The organism is Streptococcus cristatus (assembly GCF_003944225.1).
Classification (GTDB): domain Bacteria; phylum Bacillota; class Bacilli; order Lactobacillales; family Streptococcaceae; genus Streptococcus; species Streptococcus cristatus_K.
This window is the reverse complement of the sequence record NZ_RJPN01000001.1, coordinates 128,081-146,461: the sequence shown is the minus strand read 5'-3', so window position 1 is coordinate 146,461 and position 18,381 is coordinate 128,081. Positions and strand designations below refer to the sequence as shown.

The following is an 18,381-nucleotide window of genomic DNA, read 5'->3' as shown; positions in this document are numbered from 1 at the left end:
TCATGGTAAAAAATTTATTAGTTGAGTTAGGCTTGGAGGAAATGCCAGCCTATGTCGTGACACCGAGCATGAAGCAGCTGCGCGACAAGATGGGAGCCTTCCTGACAGACCATCGTCTGACCTTTGAGAAAATTGAAATGTTCTCAACGCCTCGTCGTCTGGCGGTGCGCGTAGTTGGCTTGGCGGACAAGCAGTCTGACTTGACCGAAGATTTCAAAGGCCCTTCTAAGAAAATCGCGCTTGATGCTGATGGCAACTTTACAAAGGCTGCCGAAGGCTTTGTTCGTGGCAAGGGCTTGACGGTTGAGGACATTACTTTCCGTGAAATCAAGGACGAGGAATACGTCTATGTGACCAAGGAAGAGATCGGTCGCCCGGTAGAGGAAATCATCCCAGCAGTGACAGAAGTTCTGCAAGCTTTGACCTTCCCTGTCAGCATGCACTGGGCTAACAACACCTTTGAATACATCCGTCCGGTCCACACCTTAACTGTACTCTTAGATGAGCAGGCCTTTGACTTGGATTTCTTGGACATCAAGAGCAGCCGTACAAGCCGTGGACATCGCTTCTTGGGCAAAGAGACGGAGATTGTTTCAGCTGATTCCTATGAAGATGATCTACGGGCTCAGTTTGTAATAACCAACCCTCTTGAGCGGGGAGATATGATTGTCGAGCAGATTCGAGCACTGGAAGAGGAGCACGGTGTTTCTATCGAAATTGACGAAGACTTGCTCAATGAAGTGTTGAATCTTGTCGAATATCCAACTGCTTTCTTAGGTAATTTTGATGCCAAATACTTAGAGGTGCCAGAAGAAGTCTTGGTAACTTCCATGAAAGAGCACCAGCGTTACTTTGTTGTGCGCGATGCTAAAGGCAAACTTTTGCCGCACTTCATCTCTGTCCGCAACGGAAATGCAGAGCATCTAGAAAATGTCATCAAAGGAAATGAGAAGGTCTTGGTGGCTCGTCTGGAAGATGGGGAATTCTTCTGGCGGGAAGACCAAAAGCTGGCTATTGCTGACTTGGTTGAAAAGCTGAGCAATGTGACCTTCCACGAAAAGATAGGCTCTCTAGCAGAGCACATGGAGCGGACGGGCAAGATTGCGGCTCTCTTGGCGCAAGAAGCAGGATTGGATGCTGCTGAGACAGCTGACTTGGCTCGTGCAGCGGCTATTTATAAGTTTGACTTGCTGACTGGCATGGTCGGTGAGTTTGATGAGTTGCAAGGCATCATGGGTGAGAAGTATGCTCTTCTGGCTGGTGAGAATGCTGCGGTGGCGGCTGCCATTCGGGAGCACTATATGCCGACTTCAGCCGATGGCGAATTGCCTGACACCAAGGTCGGAGCCGTCTTGGCGCTGGCTGATAAGCTGGATACCATTCTGTCCTTCTTCTCAGTTGGCTTGATTCCAAGTGGTTCCAATGACCCTTATGCACTGCGCCGTGCGACTCAAGGTGTTGTGCGTATCTTGGACAAGTTTGGCTGGAACATTGACTTGGCTCAGCTTCTTGGTCGACTTTACGAACTCAAGTTTGATAGTCTAAGCTATGACAATCAAGAGGCCGTGCTGGACTTCTTCCGTGCCCGTGTTGAGAAAATGATGGACCGCAGCATTCCGAAGGATATCGTGACAGCTGTTCTTCAAAGCACTCATTTCGTTGTACGCGATTTGGTAGAAACAGCTGCGCTTCTAGCAGAAAAAGCTAAGGAAGATAACTTCAAGTCAGCGGTAGAGAGCTTGTCTCGTGTCTTCAATCTAGCTGAGAAAGCCCAAGGGCAGACAGCTGTCAATCCAGCACTCTTTGAAAATCAAGAGGAAAAAGACTTGGCAGCTGCCATTGAAGCAGTGGAGCTGACTACAGACTTAGCTGCCAATTTGGACCAACTCTTTGCCCTCAGTCCAGTTATTGACGCTTTCTTTGACCATACCATGGTTATGGCAGAAGATGAAGCTGTGCGTAACAACCGCCTAGCTCTCCTAGCTTCATTGACGGCTAAGGCGGGACAAATGGCGCAATTTAATCAGATTAATACCAAATAAAAGGTAAGAGAGGTAGAATCATGGATCCTAAAAAAATTGAACGCATCAACGAACTGGCTAAAAAGAAAAAAACGGAAGGCTTAACTGCTGAGGAAAAAGTGGAACAAGCCAAGCTTCGTGAAGAGTATATCGAGGGCTACCGTCGCTCTGTTCGCCATCACATTGAAGGTATCAAGATAGTTGACGAGGATGGCAATGATGTGACGCCTGAAAAATTGCGCCAAGTTCAGCGCGAGAAAGGTCTTCATGGCCGCAGTCTGGATGACCCAAATTCATAACAACAAGAAAAAGAGAGAGTGGGACAGAAATCGGTAATTCGTTAGAATTCGATTTCGTCGTCCCACCTCCGCAAAGTTGAGTAGGGCTGTAAAAGCTGATGAAATCAGCGTAGTAGAGCCCACTCAACCACTGCGTCTTGCTCGACAATCCAAAGACAATTGAGGAGTCTGGGACAAAAAGATTTCAATTTTTAAAAATCTTAATTATTAAGGCCTTCAAATCTATAATTAAATGCGAAAAGCGAACAAAGCAGAATTCTGATTACCAGAAAACTAGTTTTGTTCGCTTTTTATATTTGAGGTTGGACTTTTGTCCCACTCTCTTTTTTTGAATTTATAACTTCGCTTGAGGATAAGAATATTTATGAACTTGGAACTTTATACCGAAGAATACAGCATTTATAAAGGAAAATCAAGAAATAATGCCTAACAAGCGAGTAAACAAGCTTGTTTTTTTTATCCTTCTATATAATCTCTTAATGCTTGACCACTTAGACCGACATTGAGGGCAATCAGCAATTTTATGCGGGCTTTCGGTGCATTGAGCTCTTTGACAAACATGATTCCGGCTTGGTGTAGCTTGACACCGCCGCCTTCATAGGCGTAGACAGGCTCAGCAATGCCGTTGAAGCAGCGAGAAACCAGAGCGATGGGGAGCCCAGCTTTTGCCATCTCTGTTAATTTTTCCGCAGTTTCTTTTGGCAGATTGCCAGCACCAAAGGCTTCGATGATGAGACCATCCGGCTTTTGCAAATCCAGCAAATCCAGCAGTTCTGTCGTCATGCCAGCATAGGCTGGAATGATGGGCACCAGACCTGAAATGCTAGTCAGGTTAAAGCGGACACGGGGCTCTGCTGTTTTAAAATAGAGGATTTCCTGCTTCATAACGAGGCCTAGAGGACCGTGCGTCGGAGTTTGAAAGGTGCTGACATTGGTGGTGTGGGTTTTGGTGACATACTTGGCAGCATGGACTTCATCATTCATGACGACGAGGACACCCTTGCCACGGGCTTTCTGATCACTGGCCACCCGCAAAGCAGTCAGGTAGTTATAAACTCCGTCACTGCCGAGTTCATTTGAACTTCTCATAGCTCCGGTCAAAACGACAGGGATGTCAGGCAGGTCCATGGTATCAAGGAAGTAGGCCGTTTCCTCCAGAGTATCGGTTCCGTGGGTAATGACCACTCCATCGTATTGGTTAGCGTCAGCCTTGATTTTTTGGTAGAGTTCTAACATATGCTGGGGAGTGATGTGAGGACTGGGAACGTTGAAGAAATCAACCACTGTCACCCCAATACCATCTAAGGGAACAGCCACATGGTTCATGGGATTGTCTTGGCTGCTATTGACGGCACCACTTCCGTCAGCCTGCATGGAAATGGTTCCACCAGTATGTAAAACTAAAATCTGCTTATTCATAGATGTGCTTCTCCGTGAATTGTGTTATAATTTATTGTATCATAAAAGGAAAGAATGAGAAAATCAATGGAAATAAAAGCCGTCTTTTTTGATATAGATGGAACCTTGATTAATGACAGTCGAACCGTCTTGAAATCGACAGAGGCCGCCATTAAGAGTTTGCAAGAACAAGGGATTTTGGTCGGTTTAGCGACAGGCCGCGGCCCCTTCTTTGTCAAGCCTTTTATGGACAAGCTGGATTTAGACTTTGCTGTCACCTACAATGGTCAGTATATTTTTTCAAAGGACAGGGTTATTTCTGCCACACCGATTGATAAGCAGAGCCTGCGTGATTTGATTGCCTATGCCAAGGAGCACAGGAAAGAGATTTCCTTGGGGACAGAACAGGCCATGCAAGGTTCAAAAATTATGACCTTTGGTATGAGTTCCCTTTCTCAGTGGGCTATCCAGTTTATCCCTAGGAGCATGACTCGGACGGTGAGCCACGGTTTTAACAAGATTGTGAGCAAGGCCTTGCCTCAGCATGAAGAAGACCTGTTGAAATTGATTCAAGAGCCTATTTATCAAGTGCTGATTTTGGCGGATCCAGCTGAGAGTGAAAAAATTGAAGCGGATTTTCCCCATTTGAAATTTACTCGTTCGAGCCCCTATGCGGCGGACATTATCAATCAAGGGATGTCCAAGCTAGAGGGGATTCGTCTAGTCGGTCAAGAATACGGCTTTGATATCCATCAGGTCATGGCCTTCGGCGACTCTGACAATGACTTGGAAATGCTGTCGGGAGTTGGCTTGTCTATTGCCATGGGAAATGGCACCAGCTCTGTCAAGGAAGTAGCCAAGCATACGACTAGCAGCAATAGTCAGGATGGGATTCATCGGGCGCTGGAACATTTCGGTATTTTGGCCAGTGAGAAAGTCTTTGTGTCCCGCGATCACCATTTCAATAAGGTCAAGACCTTCCATGGAGTCATGGATGAGTGTACGCAGGAAGAACCTATCGCTTGGACACCAGAAGAAGCACGGCACCGCGCTGACTTTAAGCTGGAAGAAGTAGTTGAATTTCTCAGAGCTGCCAGCTCTTCAGAAGAAGAATTTGACCAGTCGATGGCTAGAATGCATGAGGCTTTAGATAAGGCTGCTGCCAAGGTGCGGAGCAAGCGAGAGGCCGAGGTTTCCTTGGTTGGGCAAGTAGATGCCCTGATCGACATGCTGTATTTTACTTATGGTAGTTTTGTCTTGATGGGAGTCGATCCTGAGCGGGTTTTTGATATTGTCCATCAGGCCAATATGGGGAAAATTTTCCCAGATGGAAAAGCTCATTTTGATCCAGTGACCCATAAAATCCTCAAGCCGGATGATTGGGAAGAAAATTACGCACCAGAGCCTGCAATCAAAAGAGAGTTGGAGCGGCAGATTCAGGCCTATCAGCGCAATATGGAAAAGGCGCAAAAAGAAACAAAAGACGAAGAGTAGTGACTCTTCATCAGCTAAATTTTTATTTTACGATACTCAATCGAATTATTTTACGGAGGTTTTCTCATGTTATCAAGAGTTGAAAAATTTGAAGCAGCCTTGTCTCAGACAGAATGCGATGCTGTCCTAGTAACCAATCTGAAAAATATTTACTATCTGACTGGTTTTAGTGGCACAGAAGCGACGGTTTTCATCAGCAAGTCACGACGGATTTTCCTGACGGATTCTCGCTATACCTTGATTGCCAAGGGGGTGGTTGAGGGCTTTGATATTGTTGAAACACGGGATGCAGTTGGAGAAATTGCTAGAATCATTGCAGACGACAAGCTGCAAAAAATCGGTTTTGATGATGAAATTTCCTATGCTTACTTCAAGATGCTGGAAAGTGTGTTTGCTGGTCATGAGTTGGTGCCGATGACAGCCTTTATCGAAAATCTGCGCATGATCAAGGATGAGCAAGAAATTGCGACCATTCGCAAGGCCTGTCAGATTTCGGATCAAGCCTTCCTAGACGTGCTGGACTTTATCAAGCCCGGTCAGACAACAGAGCTGGCTGTTATGAACTTTTTAGATGCCCGTATGCGCCAATTAGGTGCTTCAGGTGCCTCCTTTGACTTCATCATCGCTTCGGGCTACCGCTCTGCTATGCCGCACGGTGTGGCCAGTGACAAGGTCATCCAAAATGGTGAGACCTTGACCATGGACTTTGGCTGCTATTATAACCACTATGTCAGCGATATGACACGGACTGTTCATGTGGGGCAGGTGACAGATGAAGAGCGAGAGATTTATGACATTGTCCTGCGCAGCAATCAAGCCCTGATAGAAGCAGCTAAAGCCGGACTCAGTTATATCGACTTCGATCGGATTCCACGCCAGATTATCAACGATGCAGGCTACGGCCCTTACTTTAGCCACGGAATTGGCCACGGAATTGGGCTGGACATCCATGAGATTCCTTACTTTGGCAAGTCAGAAGAGCCGATCAAGGCTGGCATGGTTCTGACCGATGAGCCGGGTATCTATCTGGATGGCAAATATGGCGTTCGGATCGAAGATGACCTTCTGATCACAGAGACTGGTTGTGAGGTCTTGACCCTTGCTCCAAAAGAATTGATTGTGATTTGAGAATTATCAAGCTTTATGGTAGAATAAAGAGTAAATTATTTATTAAAGAGGTAAAAAACAAATGATTGAAGCAAGCAAGCTGAAAGCTGGAATGACTTTTGAAACTGCTGATGGTAAATTGATCCGTGTCTTGGAAGCAAGCCACCACAAACCAGGTAAGGGAAATACCATCATGCGTATGAAATTGCGTGATGTTCGTACTGGTTCTACATTTGAGACTAGTTACCGTCCAGAAGAAAAATTTGAACAAGCTATCATCGAAACAGTACCAGCACAATACTTGTACCAAATGGATGGCACTGCTTATTTCATGAATACTGAGACTTATGACCAATACGAAATCCCAGTAGTCAACGTAGAGGAAGAATTGAAATACATCCTTGAAAACTCAGATGTGAAAATCCAATTCTACGGATCAGAAGTGATCGGTGTGACAGTACCTACAACTGTTGAATTGGTGGTAACAGAAACACAACCATCTATCAAAGGTGCTACTGTAACAGGTTCTGGTAAACCAGCAACTCTTGAAACAGGTCTTGTTGTCAACGTACCAGACTTCATCGAAGTTGGACAAAAATTGGTCATCAATACTGCAGAAGGAACTTACGTTTCTCGTGCGTAATTTCAATCTTTCATATAGAAAGGAATTCTTATGGCAAACGAACAATTAGGCGAAATCGTTATTGCGCCACGAGTCTTGGAAAAAATTATTGCCATTGCTACGGCTAAGGTAGAGGGCGTTCATTCTTTTGCAAATAAAAGCATGTCAGATAGCCTTTCTATGCGTACGCTTGGACGCGGTGTTGCGCTGCATACGGATGAAAGTGGCGACATATCAGTTGATATCTACCTCTATCTGGAGTACGGTATTAGTGTGCCAACAGTTGCAGTTGCAATCCAAAAAGCAGTCAAGAGTGCTGTAAGCGATATGGCTGAAGTGGAGCTGTCTGCTGTCAATATCCATGTGGCAGGCATTGTTCCAGAAAAATCACCAAAACCAGATTTGAAAGATCTATTTGATGAGGATTTCCTCAATGACTGATGTTTTGTTAGAATCTAGAAGAGAGCTACGTCAGCGGGCTTTTCAGGCTTTGATGAGTCTGGAGTATGAGGGTGATGCCATTGAGGCTTGCCGCTTTGCCTATACCTATGATAAGGACGAAGAAGAGACGGATGCTGAGGTCAATATCCCAGCATTTCTACTCAATTTGGTCACAGGAGTGCTCCAGTCCAAGGAAGAGTTAGATAAGAAAATCGCCCAGCACTTGAAAGCAGGCTGGACAGTTGAGCGTCTAACTTTGGTGGAAAAGAATATCCTGCGATTAGGCATCTTTGAAATGACAGAGTTCGATACTCCCGAGCGAGTAGCGGTCAATGAAGCCATTGAACTTTCCAAGCAATTTTCTGATGAAAAATCAAGTAAGTTTATCAATGGGATTTTGAGTCAATTTATAACAGAAGAAAAAGACTGAGACGACTGTCTCAGCTTTTTTGGTTTTTGATAGTTGCAGTCGCTGACAAATCATAAGAAAGTTTCTGTAGGTCTATGGCTGGACTAGTCTAGCTTGCTATAGGTTAATGGCAACCTAGACCTCGGTTGCTCACTTTTCCTATAGATTCGTGGTAACCTAGGCCTCGGTTGGTCACTTTTCCTATAGATTCATGGCAATCTAGGTCTCGGATGTTCACTTCTCCTATAAAATCATGGTAAATTAGGCCTCGCCTGCTCACTTTTCCTATAGATTCATGGGAATCTAGGCCTTGGCTGCTTACTTTTCCTATAGATTCATGGCAAGCTAGACCTCGAATGTGCTTTTCATCTCTATTTATAGGATGAATCGCTTTCGTTTCTTACGATTTTTACTAGGTTTTTTAGAGATGAGGAATGGTCTAGTCAGTCTAAGTAAGAAAAGAAAGATATAAGAGAAAATCGCCTGAAGAGCAATTCTTCAGAAGAGAGTTTTTGAGGGGGATCTTTGGATTGAATACGGCTACGTGGGGAAATTTAAATTGCTAGTAAACTTGATAATGTTGAAAAAGTTCCTGTCTGTTTTTATATGCTATTTCTACATATAAACTTTATGGATTAAATAATAATTGCTATAATAGGAAACAGGAAGTATCTAATAGATTGTATTGTTAAAAGCTTTAAGGTACTTGAAAAATTCCAAGAAGAGGAAGAGCTTAGAGCAGGTAAATATATGGATTATTTGCAGATTACAAGAGGACAAGTATGGCGATTATTTTGATTTCAGTTATTATTGCATTTCTATATCATAAAATCGCAGAACATTTCAAGAATAGTTATATGGATTGTATTTTATTTCTATCATTGATTTTGTCTCATTTTATATGGGATTACCATTTCTTACCAATTGATATAGTAATAGCCCTCAGTGGAGTACATTTACTATCAAATTTCTTTGAAAAGGTTAGAAGTAAACAATAAAACTGATTTAGAGAGAGTCACTATAAAATGAAAGGTAAAAAGTTAGGTATTAAAAATGAAACATTTTTTTGCAGGTCTTGGTGCAATAAACTTTGCTAGTTATCTAATTGCTATAGGTGTAGGATTGGCACCTCTCTTTCACATTTTTATAATTCGTTCGGAAGTAAGTTTTGGGAAAATAGTATTGTCTATAATAGCTATATTTTTAATCATTGTTTTAACAATTGCTCGAATTTATAGAAGATTTTTCTATATAGATTAGTTCGATTTTCTTTAAAGTTTGGGAAAATCTTATCTTTCTAAAAAAACGGACAGTGCTATTGAAATGCAGGTGATAGCCTAAGGAAAGCGCTAGTGATTCTAACACCAAAAGGCAATCAGGGATTGAACGACATTAAAAAGACTTTAAAAGAAGAGTCTGGGACAAAAGTCCTAGCCTCTCAATTGTCTTTGGATTGTCGAGCAAGACGCAGTGGTTGAGTAGGCTCTACTACGCTGATCTCATCAGCTTTTACAGCCCTACTCAACTGTGCGGAGGCGGGACGACGAAATCGAATTCTAACGAATGACCGATTTCTGTCCCACTCTTTTTTTGATGAGTCTAAAGAAATATTTCGTTTCATTATCTTAAACAACAAAGAGAGAGCCAGTGGATTTCCTATAAAAGGAATCTGAAATCATACATAAAGCTTTGGAATAAAAAAATGGTCTATGAAAACCTTTACATTTCGATAGAGAATCTGTATAATAAATACAGAAAACGTTTGCATACGTATTTTCTATAGGAAAAAATAAAGGAGTTTTTTTATTTATGAAAAGAAACTATCATCTACAGTCTCGGACCAGTGAAAAGCGTCATTATTTTGGGATTCGTCGCTTAAAAGTCGGAGTAGCATCTGTCGTGATTGCGTCTGGCTTTCTCTTTGGAGGTGCCCAGTTAGCCAAAGCAGATGAGACAAAGGCTACGACTAGCCCAGCAACGGAAGCAGTATCAGCTGCTAATTCAGAAGCTTTGCCTAAGCCAGAGGTTGAAGCCAAAACTGAGGAAGTGGATAGTTCAGCGCAAAAAGAAAGCAAACAAAAAGTCAATATTGAGAAAAGCGCCCAGCCTGAAGCAGTAGTAAATCAAGCTGCTCAGCCGACAGAGGGTGCAGAATCTAGTGCGACCCCAGAAGCAGCTGGTAAAGAAGCAAAGGAAACAGTTGTATCTGACGAGAAAGAAAAGCCAGCGTCAACTAGTCAGTCGGAGACATCGACCAAGGATGCTATCGCAGATGGCCATATGCGTTTCCATTTCAAAAATCTGCCATCCGAAAATCTGGATAGCTTAGGCTTATGGACTTGGGATGATGTTGAAACGCCTTCTGGTCAAAAGGGAGGTTGGCCGACTGGTGCGACTAGTTTTGCGACAGCTAAAAAAGATGATTATGGCTATTACCTTGATGTCAAGATGGCAGAGAAAAGAAGCAAGGTTAGTCTCTTAATCAACAATACGGCAGGTCAAAACATTACAGGTGATAAGACAGTTGAGCTGCTGAGCCCTCAGATGAATGAAGTTTGGTTTGACAAAGACTATAATCCTCATACCTCCGAGCCTTTGAAAGAAGGAATGCTTCGCATCAATTATTATCGTACAGATGGTCAGTATGATAAGAAATCCCTCTGGCTCTGGGGAGATGTGCAACGTCCAGGTCAAAATTGGCCTGATGGCGTGGACTTTGAAAAGACTGGGAAATACGGTCGCTACGTAGATGTTCCTTTGAAAGAGGCTGCAAAGATGATTGGTTTCCTGCTTTTAGATGAAAGTAAGTCAGGAGATGATGTGAAGATTCAAAAACAGGATTATAATTTCGCAAATTTGGGTAAAACTAGCCAGATTTTCTTGCGTGATGCGGATCCAACGGTTTATACCAACCCATACTTTGTCAATGATATCCGCATGACAGGAGCCCAGCATGTTAGCCTGACAGAAATTGAGGCGACTTTCTCTACCTTAGAAAATGCTAAAAAAGAAGATATTCTGAAAAACCTAAAAATTACCAACAAAGATGGTGGAGAAGTCACTGTTAAAGATGTGGTTCTGGACTCTAAGAATAAAAGCGCAAAATTAATCGGTGATTTTAATCAAGCTCAGTCACCTTACCTTATCAAATATGGCAATGACCAATTCAAAACCAGCATGAACTGGCAGTTGAAGGACAGCCTTTACAAGTATGATGGTGATTTGGGCGCGCGTGTTTCTCAAGCGGGCAAACAAGTGGATCTGACCTTCTGGTCACCAAGTGCGGACCAAGTCGATTTGGTGGTCTATGACAAAAAAGATCAGAACAAGGTTCTTGGGCGCATAGCTATGCAGAAGGGGGAGTCTGGCACATGGACTAGTAGCTTGACGCCTGAGAGCGGGCTAGGTCTTTCTGACTATCGTGGATATTTCTATCATTATGAAATTAGCCGTGGTGGTAAAAAAGTTCTTGTGCTAGACCCATATGCCAAGTCTTTAGCAGCTTGGAACAATGAAGATGCGGACAAGGGGGATGCCTACAAGATTGCCAAGGCAGCCTTTGTAGATCCAAGTGAATATGGACCGAAAGATCTGACCTATGCTACTATTCCGAACTTCAAGAAGCGGGAAGATGCCTTGATTTATGAGGCACATGTCCGTGATTTCACTTCAGATCCAGCTATTTCAAAGGATTTGAAATCTCAATTTGGAACCTTCTCAGCTTTCATTGAGAAATTGGATTATTTGAAAGAACTAGGAGTGACTCATGTTCAGCTCTTGCCAGTTCTGAGTTATTACTTTGTAAATGAGCTGAAAAATGCTGAGCGCATGGACAAGTATGCTTCCAGCAACAGCAACTATAACTGGGGCTATGACCCGCAAAACTACTTCTCGCTGACAGGTATGTATTCGAGCACACCGACAGACCCAGCTAAGCGCATTGAGGAATTCAAAAATCTTGTCAATGAAATTCATAAGCGTGGCATGGGCGTTATCATGGATGTGGTCTATAATCACACAGCCAAGACCTCTATCTTTGAGGACTTGGAGCCCAACTACTACCACTTTATGGACGCGGATGGTACACCGAGAACCAGCTTTGGTGGCGGCCGCTTGGGGACTACTCACTATATGAGCAGACGGGTCTTGGTGGATTCGATCAAGTATCTGACAGAGCAGTACAAGGTAGATGGTTTCCGCTTTGATATGATGGGAGACCATGATGCAGAGTCCATTCAAAAAGCTTTTGAAGAAGCTAAAAAGCTCAATCCAAATCTCATTATGCTGGGTGAGGGCTGGAAGACTTATGCAGGTGATGAAAATAAAGCAGTCCAGCCTGCTGACCAAACTTGGATGAAGTCAACAGACACGGTGGCGGTCTTCTCAGATGATATTCGCAACACCTTGAAATCAGGTTATCCAAATGAGGGAACACCAGCCTTTATCACTGGTGGTAAACGAAATGTAGAAGATGTTTTCAAGAATATCAAGGCACAGCCAACCAATTTTGAGGCAGATAGCCCAGGGGATGTGATCCAATACATTGCAGCCCATGATAATCTGACCCTCTTTGATATCATTGCCCAGTCAATCAAGAAAGATCCAGCAGTCGCTGCCAATAATCAAGAGATCCATCGCCGTCTGCGCCTGGGAAATCTGATGATGCTGACTTCGCAAGGAACACCATTTATCCACTCTGGACAAGAATACGGCCGAACCAAGCAATTCCGCGATCCTGCCTATAAATATCCTGTTTCCGAAGACAAGGTCCCAAACAAAGCGCATTTGTTGACCAATGAGGACGGCACGCCGTTTGAATATCCGTATTTCATTCATGATTCTTATGATTCGAGCGACGCGGTCAATCATTTTGATTGGACCAAGGCGACTGATTCGGAGAAATTCCCAGAAAATGCCAAGAGCCGTGCCTATATGAAGGGCTTGATTAGTCTGCGGAAATCAACGGACGCCTTCACTCGCAGTTCCAAAGATGAAGTAGATCAAAATGTGACTCTCATTACCCAGCCTGGCAAGGATGGCGTTGAGAAAGAGGATCTTGTTCTCGGCTACCAAGTGGTTGCTTCAAATGGCGATATTTATGCAGTCTTTGTCAATGCAGACAAAAAGGAGCGAAACTTCAACTTTGGTGAAACCTACAAACATCTAGCAGGTGCAGAGGTTGTGGCTGATGGCAATAGCGCAGGAATTACAGCTATTTCGAATCCAGCTGGTGTCACCAGAAACAGCAATGGCTTGACCCTAGCTCCGCTGACAGCGACAATTTTGCGGATTAAAAAGGCGAGTCCAGCTCAAGAAGAAAAGCCTCAAGATACAAGTAAAGACACCCAGCAAAAACCGTCTCAAGGCAGCGTTAAGGAGCTTCAAAAAGAACAAAACCCTAGTCCTAGCTTGTCCAATAAGCTTGTTCAAGTTCCATCTACATCTCTATCGTCAGAGAGTCAAAAGCCACTTGCTGCAGAGCCACAGCAGGACAAAGTAAGTCCTAGTGTGACAGCTTCGACAGAAAAAGTCTTGCCGAAAACGGGCACAGAAACTTCCCTGCTGGCGATTTTAGGTGGTTCTCTTGCCTTCTTGGCTGGCTTGTTCACTTTTAGAAAGAAGCAATAAAGTGAGAGTGGGACAGAAATCGGTAATTCGTTAGAATTCGATTTCGTCGTCCCACCTCCGCACAGTTGAGTAGGGCTGTAAAAGCTGATGAAATCAGCGTAGTAGAGCCCACTCAACCACTGCGTCTTGCTCGACAATCCAAAGACAATTGAGGAGTTTGGGACAAAAGTCCGACCTCAAATATAAAAAGCGAACAAAACTAGTTTTCTGGTAATCAGAATTCTGTTTTGTTCGCTTTTCGCATTTAATTATAGATTTTAAGGGCTTAATAATTAAGACTTTTAAAAATTGAAATCTTTTTGTCCCAAACTCCATTTTCTTATTTAGTAGGGATTGAATGAAAATTACACACTCTTGCCTGGCAAGAGGTTCACCGGCAGGAAGTAGCCCGTTGTTGTGACTTCTTGCTTGTCAATTTTTTGTAGCAGTAAATCGACCAGAAGTTTGGCAATCTCTTTCAGCGGTTGCTTAATGGTTGCCAGCTGAGGGTAGTAGTTCTCCACAAAGTAGGTGCCGTCGTAGCCGATGATTTTTAAATCTTCAGGAATCTGGATGTCTAGCTCCTGAGCGACTTTCATGACTAGAATAGCTGTCAAATCATCTGAAGCGAAGATAGCATCTGGCTTCTTGTGGGTCAAAATGTGTTTGATTTCCATTTCCTTTCGGACTGGAGAAAAGTCGCTGGACACATTGATGATAGGAGCGTCCGGCAGGACAGAGGCGAAACCAGCATGGCGCAGGCCGGTCGGCGAGTTGGAGTTGTCATTGCCGGTGATCATGATGATGTTTTGAGCGCCAGCCTTGACCAAGGTCTGAGCAGCCAGCACTCCACCACCATAGTTGTCTGAGGAGACAACTGGAATATCTGGTGAAAGGTTACGGTCAAAGGAAATGATAGGAGCAGTCACGCGATTGTAGTCTTCGATGCCTAGATTGTGGCTACCGGAAATAATGCCGTCCACCTGATTAGCCTCCAGCATCTCAAGGTATTCACGCTCCTTGTCAGAGTCGTGCTCGCTATTGCAGATAATGGTTTTATAGCCTTGTTTAAAGAGCTCGTGCTCTAGCTTGCCAATCAATTCTGCATAAAAGACATTGCTGATATTGGGGAAGATGAGCCCGATTAGCTTGGCTGATTTTCCTTGGAGGCTACGTGCCAGATTGTTAGGTTTGTAGGCCAATTCTCGCATGGCCGCCTCAACCTTCGAAATCGTTTTGTCAGACAAGTAGCCTTTTCTGTTGATGACGCGGGAAACAGTTGTGGGGCTGACTCCTGCTAGTTTTGCTACATCAGTTAGCTTTGCGACCATAATCTAATTCATAGTAAGTACCGGTTGGATTGCCATTAGTAATAGCAATACCTGTTTGGTCTTCTCTCGGGAAGACACGACCGGAAAATACTTTCTCTCCTTTATTGATGAAAATTTCAAAAATTGATTTATCGATGAAGATAGTAGCACTTGTGGCTTCTTTGCTAATATTACAGCTTCGGATAGTTCCAAAGTCCAGTGCAAATGGCTCACCCGCCTGACTACGATCAACTGTCACTTGCCCAGCCTTGAGGTCAAAATTGATGCGTAGGCCTTTGCCATCCTTGTCTGCAAAGAGGACGATTTCATGCTCAGTGTCTGCAGCAAGATTCAGCTCTAGTTCATAGCTGTTCTTGCTTTCTGCCAAAGCAGCGAAAGGCTGAGCCTCTGCTCGTAAATTCTTGATGGCTGGGACTGGGTATTGGTAGAGCTTGCCGTCTTTCAGGGTCAATTCCTTGACGAGTGAGAAGGTTCCTTGATGGTCGAAGCGGTCAGAAGGGTATTCCACATCAGGCAAGCCTAGCCAGCTGACAGCGAGTGCACGGCCGTCAGGTGCGTTAAAGGCTTGGGTCGCGTAGCAGTCGAAACCGTAGTCCAGATTTTGGATAGGGCTAGGATCAATCATAGCAGCTTTGTTTGTGTCAAACGATTGACCTATTTTATACATATTTGGATAAATATTGTCATAATCCAGCACCTCCTTGGACAAGCCTTGAGGGCAGTAGAGCAGGACTGGCCGGTCATTGATAAAGACAAGGTTTGGACACTCCATCATGTAGGCTGTCTTGTCATTGGCAAAGTCCAAATCACCGACGGCTTCCCAGTTGGTATAGTCGTTATCAACAGCCTTGTAAAGCTTGACATAGCCTTGCTTGTCTAGATTTTGCCCACCGACAATAGCATAGGATTGCCCTTTGTAGTTGAAAATCTGTGGATCGCGGAAGTGGTCAGTAGCCTCAGTAGGTTGTTCAATCAAAACCTTGTCAATTTTTTCGAGCTTGCCTGATTTGTCTAACAAGGCACCGATTTGATAAGGGTGACGCACCCAGTTCTCATCACGGACATTGCCAGTGTAGAAGAGAAAGAGCTTGTCATCAAACTGCATGGCAGAGCCAGAGTAGGCGCCGTGGCTGTCCAGAGCAGTATCTGGCAGCACTCGAAGGCCAGTTTCGGTGAAGTGGACTAGGTCATCGCTTTCCATCTGAACCCAGCATTTGAGACCGTGTGCTGCCCCGAAAGGAAAGTTTTGATAAAACACCACCCACTTGCCGTCAAAGTAAGAAAAGCCATTGGGGTCATTGAGCAGACCTGTCTGAGGCTCCACATGGTAGTTAGCCCGCCAAGGAGATTTAGCGATGTTTTCTTTGATCTGCTGTACCTCTTCCTGAGTCCAGTCTTCATAGCGTTTGTAGCGTTTTTCAGTCGTCCAAGCCAATCTTTTGTCCTCCAAATCATATTATTTCTTATTACTATAGTAAACGTTTTCTGCTGAAAAATCAACATTTAACAGTAAAAAAATATTTTTTCTGTAAAACGCTTGACATATTTCTGAATCATGGTAAAATAATATTCGTAAAGGTGATAAAATCGCTTTCAAAAAGTTTTACAATATTTTTATAAGGAGATTTTTGCAAATGACTAATACTGAAATTGCAAAAAAGGTCATCGAAGCCTTGGGTGGACGTGAGAACGTTAACAGTGTAGCCCACTGTGCGACTCGTCTGCGCGTCATGGTTAAAGATGAAGGTAAAATCGACAAAAATACTGTCGAGAACCTAGAAAAAGTTCAGGGAGCTTTCTTTAACTCAGGCCAATACCAAATCATCTTTGGTACAGGTACGGTTAATAAGATTTATGACGAAGTTGTAGCCTTAGGTTTGCCGACTTCATCAAAAGATGACATGAAAGCAGAAGCTGCTAAGCAAGGGAATTGGTTCCAACGCGCCATCCGTACATTCGGTGACGTATTTGTACCAATCATCCCAGTTATCGTAGCAACTGGTCTCTTCATGGGTGTTCGTGGGCTGTTAACTGCCCTTGGTATGACACTTCCAGATGATGTAACGACCTATACTCAAATCTTAACAGATACAGCCTTCATTATCCTACCAGGTTTGGTGGTTTGGTCAACCTTCCGTGTATTCGGTGGAAATCCAGCCGTTGGTATCGTTCTTGGTATGATGCTTGTTTCAGGCTCACTTCCAAATGCTTGGGCTGTTGCTTCTGGTGGTGAAGTGACTGCAATGAAATTCTTCGGCTTCATCCCAGTCGTTGGTTTGCAAGGTTCTGTTCTTCCAGCCTTCATTATCGGGGTTGTCGGAGCTAAGTTTGAAAAAGCTGTCCGTAAGGTTGTTCCAGATGTCTTGGATCTTTTGGTCACACCATTTGTAACCCTTTTGGTGATGTCAATTCTTGGACTTTTCGTGATTGGACCAGTATTCCACGTTGTTGAAAACTACATCCTTATTGGTACAAAAGCTATTCTTGGTTTGCCATTCGGTCTAGGTGGTTTGCTGATCGGTGGAGTTCACCAATTGATTGTCGTATCAGGTGTACACCATATCTTCAACTTGCTTGAAGTGCAATTGCTTGCAGCTGACCATGCTAACCCATTCAACGCAATCATCACAGCTGCTATGACAGCTCAAGGTGCTGCAACCGTTGCTGTTGGTGTCAAAACTAAAAATCCTAAACTTAAAACTCTTGCCTTCCCAGCTGCTCTTTCTGCCTTCCTTGGTATTACAGAGCCTGCTATCTTCGGGGTTAACTTGCGTTACCGCAAACCATTCTTCCTTTCATTGATCGCTGGTGCTGTCGGTGGTGGCTTGGCTTCTATCCTTGGCCTTGCTGGTACTGGTAATGGTATCACCATCATCCCAGGTACAATGCTTTACATTGGTAATGGACAACTCTTCCAATATCTCTTCATGGTAGCTGTATCATTTGCTCTTGGTTTTGCCCTTACTTACATGTTTGGTTACGAAGATGAAGCTGAAGTTGCTACGAATGCTACTACAGAGCGTCTGGTCAAAGAAGAAACAACTGGTAATGTTCCAGCGGCTCTCCAAGATGAAACAATCATTTCTCCAATCGTTGGTAGTGCAGTTGCTTTAGCTGATGTTAATGATCCAGTCTTTGCAAGTGGTGCAATGGGTCAAGGGATTGCGATTAAACCAACTGAAGGTGTTGTTTATGCCCCAGCCGATGCAGAAGTGACAATTGCTTTTGCGACAGGCCATGCTTATGGTTTGAAGACAGCTAATGGTGCTGAAATCCTGATCCACGTTGGTATTGACACAGTGTCTATGAATGGCGAAGGATTTGATCAAAAAGTTTCTCAAGGTTCTAAAGTCAAAGCTGGCGATATTATTGGAACTTTTGATTCAGCTAAAATCGCAGCAGCTGGTCTGGATGACACGACTATGGTTATCGTGACTAACACAGCTGACTACGCTTCTGTGACTCCAGTAGCAGAAGGAACGGTTGCTAAAGGCGATGCGATTATTGAAGTGAAAGCTTAATCTTAGCTAGACAAAGTCAACAAAGGAAAACGAACAACTTATGTTTGTTCGTTTTTTACTTGAGTGCTAAGATTTACAGAGGAAAATCTAAAATATAGAGCCATTTCCAATATGGAAATATGCTATAATGG

The 18,381-nt window shown here is 43.7% G+C and carries 14 protein-coding genes; 11 read left to right on the top strand and 3 right to left on the bottom strand.

Annotated elements, in window-relative coordinates:
* The first annotated feature begins 2 nt into the window (after positions 1 to 2).
* Together glyS and D8797_RS00790 are read left to right on the top strand one after the other, a co-directional pair.
* Positions 3 to 2,042 (top strand): glycine--tRNA ligase subunit beta, encoded by a 2,040-nt coding sequence (glyS, locus tag D8797_RS00795; protein WP_125378896.1) that lies wholly within the window; start codon positions 3 to 5, stop codon positions 2,040 to 2,042.
* A 20-nt stretch (positions 2,043 to 2,062) separates the two neighbouring features.
* Positions 2,063 to 2,320: a DUF896 family protein gene (locus D8797_RS00790; protein ID WP_039975732.1), complete on the top strand. Its 258-nt coding sequence runs from the start codon at positions 2,063 to 2,065 to the stop codon at positions 2,318 to 2,320.
* 456 nt (positions 2,321 to 2,776) lie between these two features.
* Here the strand turns inward: D8797_RS00790 and D8797_RS00785 are convergent, their stop codons facing one another.
* Positions 2,777 to 3,739 (bottom strand): asparaginase, encoded by a 963-nt coding sequence (locus D8797_RS00785; protein WP_125378895.1) that lies wholly within the window; start codon positions 3,737 to 3,739, stop codon positions 2,777 to 2,779.
* Positions 3,740 to 3,805: 66 nt separating this feature from the next.
* Between D8797_RS00785 and D8797_RS00780 the strand changes: the two genes are divergently transcribed.
* From D8797_RS00780 to D8797_RS00740, 8 genes are all read left to right on the top strand, one after another.
* Positions 3,806 to 5,212 (top strand): Cof-type HAD-IIB family hydrolase, encoded by a 1,407-nt coding sequence (locus D8797_RS00780; RefSeq protein ID WP_125378894.1) that lies wholly within the window; start codon positions 3,806 to 3,808, stop codon positions 5,210 to 5,212.
* A 66-nt stretch (positions 5,213 to 5,278) separates the two neighbouring features.
* A complete protein-coding gene (locus D8797_RS00775) occupies positions 5,279 to 6,340 on the top strand; it encodes a M24 family metallopeptidase (protein WP_125378893.1) in 1,062 nt (353 codons plus the stop codon).
* Between the two features lie 61 nt (positions 6,341 to 6,401).
* Positions 6,402 to 6,962: an elongation factor P gene (gene efp, locus D8797_RS00770; RefSeq protein WP_005591786.1), complete on the top strand. Its 561-nt coding sequence runs from the start codon at positions 6,402 to 6,404 to the stop codon at positions 6,960 to 6,962.
* A gap of 30 nt (positions 6,963 to 6,992) precedes the next feature.
* A complete protein-coding gene (locus tag D8797_RS00765) occupies positions 6,993 to 7,382 on the top strand; it encodes an Asp23/Gls24 family envelope stress response protein (RefSeq protein WP_005591787.1) in 390 nt (129 codons plus the stop codon).
* Positions 7,375 to 7,812, top strand: a complete 438-nt coding sequence (gene nusB / locus D8797_RS00760; RefSeq protein ID WP_005591788.1) for a transcription antitermination factor NusB — start codon at positions 7,375 to 7,377, stop codon at positions 7,810 to 7,812. The genes D8797_RS00765 and nusB overlap by 8 nt, the downstream gene beginning before the upstream one ends.
* 761 nt (positions 7,813 to 8,573) lie before the next feature.
* The gene (locus D8797_RS10325) at positions 8,574 to 8,789 is read left to right on the top strand and encodes a hypothetical protein (RefSeq protein WP_125372476.1); all 216 of its coding nucleotides are present in this window, start codon (positions 8,574 to 8,576) and stop codon (positions 8,787 to 8,789) included.
* Between the two features lie 55 nt (positions 8,790 to 8,844).
* Positions 8,845 to 9,051: a hypothetical protein gene (locus D8797_RS00750; protein WP_125372475.1), complete on the top strand. Its 207-nt coding sequence runs from the start codon at positions 8,845 to 8,847 to the stop codon at positions 9,049 to 9,051.
* Between the two features lie 549 nt (positions 9,052 to 9,600).
* Positions 9,601 to 13,419 (top strand): pullulanase, encoded by a 3,819-nt coding sequence (locus D8797_RS00740; protein ID WP_125378892.1) that lies wholly within the window; start codon positions 9,601 to 9,603, stop codon positions 13,417 to 13,419.
* Between the two features lie 344 nt (positions 13,420 to 13,763).
* Here D8797_RS00740 and D8797_RS00730 read toward each other — a convergent pair whose 3' ends face one another.
* Positions 13,764 to 14,729 (bottom strand): LacI family DNA-binding transcriptional regulator, encoded by a 966-nt coding sequence (locus tag D8797_RS00730; RefSeq protein ID WP_125372473.1) that lies wholly within the window; start codon positions 14,727 to 14,729, stop codon positions 13,764 to 13,766.
* Entirely contained in the window at positions 14,710 to 16,164 is a 1,455-nt protein-coding gene (locus D8797_RS00725) for a sucrose-6-phosphate hydrolase (RefSeq protein WP_125372472.1), read from the bottom strand. Before D8797_RS00725 ends, D8797_RS00730 begins: the two co-directional genes overlap by 20 nt.
* 199 nt (positions 16,165 to 16,363) lie before the next feature.
* Between D8797_RS00725 and D8797_RS00715 the strand changes: the two genes are divergently transcribed.
* A complete protein-coding gene (locus D8797_RS00715) occupies positions 16,364 to 18,250 on the top strand; it encodes a sucrose-specific PTS transporter subunit IIBC (protein ID WP_125378891.1) in 1,887 nt (628 codons plus the stop codon).
* The last annotated feature ends 131 nt before the right edge of the window (positions 18,251 to 18,381 follow it).

Coding starts and splice junctions, on each gene's coding strand:
- D8797_RS10325 (WP_125372476.1), top strand. CDS start 8,574: ATGGCGATTATTTTGATTTCAGTTATTATTGCATTTCTATATCATAAA.
- efp (WP_005591786.1), top strand. CDS start 6,402: ATGATTGAAGCAAGCAAGCTGAAAGCTGGAATGACTTTTGAAACTGCT.
- D8797_RS00785 (WP_125378895.1), bottom strand. CDS start 3,739: ATGAATAAGCAGATTTTAGTTTTACATACTGGTGGAACCATTTCCATG.
- D8797_RS00765 (WP_005591787.1), top strand. CDS start 6,993: ATGGCAAACGAACAATTAGGCGAAATCGTTATTGCGCCACGAGTCTTG.
- glyS (WP_125378896.1), top strand. CDS start 3: ATGGTAAAAAATTTATTAGTTGAGTTAGGCTTGGAGGAAATGCCAGCC.
- D8797_RS00715 (WP_125378891.1), top strand. CDS start 16,364: ATGACTAATACTGAAATTGCAAAAAAGGTCATCGAAGCCTTGGGTGGA.
- D8797_RS00740 (WP_125378892.1), top strand. CDS start 9,601: ATGAAAAGAAACTATCATCTACAGTCTCGGACCAGTGAAAAGCGTCAT.
- nusB (WP_005591788.1), top strand. CDS start 7,375: ATGACTGATGTTTTGTTAGAATCTAGAAGAGAGCTACGTCAGCGGGCT.
- D8797_RS00790 (WP_039975732.1), top strand. CDS start 2,063: ATGGATCCTAAAAAAATTGAACGCATCAACGAACTGGCTAAAAAGAAA.
- D8797_RS00775 (WP_125378893.1), top strand. CDS start 5,279: ATGTTATCAAGAGTTGAAAAATTTGAAGCAGCCTTGTCTCAGACAGAA.
- D8797_RS00780 (WP_125378894.1), top strand. CDS start 3,806: ATGGAAATAAAAGCCGTCTTTTTTGATATAGATGGAACCTTGATTAAT.
- D8797_RS00750 (WP_125372475.1), top strand. CDS start 8,845: ATGAAACATTTTTTTGCAGGTCTTGGTGCAATAAACTTTGCTAGTTAT.
- D8797_RS00730 (WP_125372473.1), bottom strand. CDS start 14,729: ATGGTCGCAAAGCTAACTGATGTAGCAAAACTAGCAGGAGTCAGCCCC.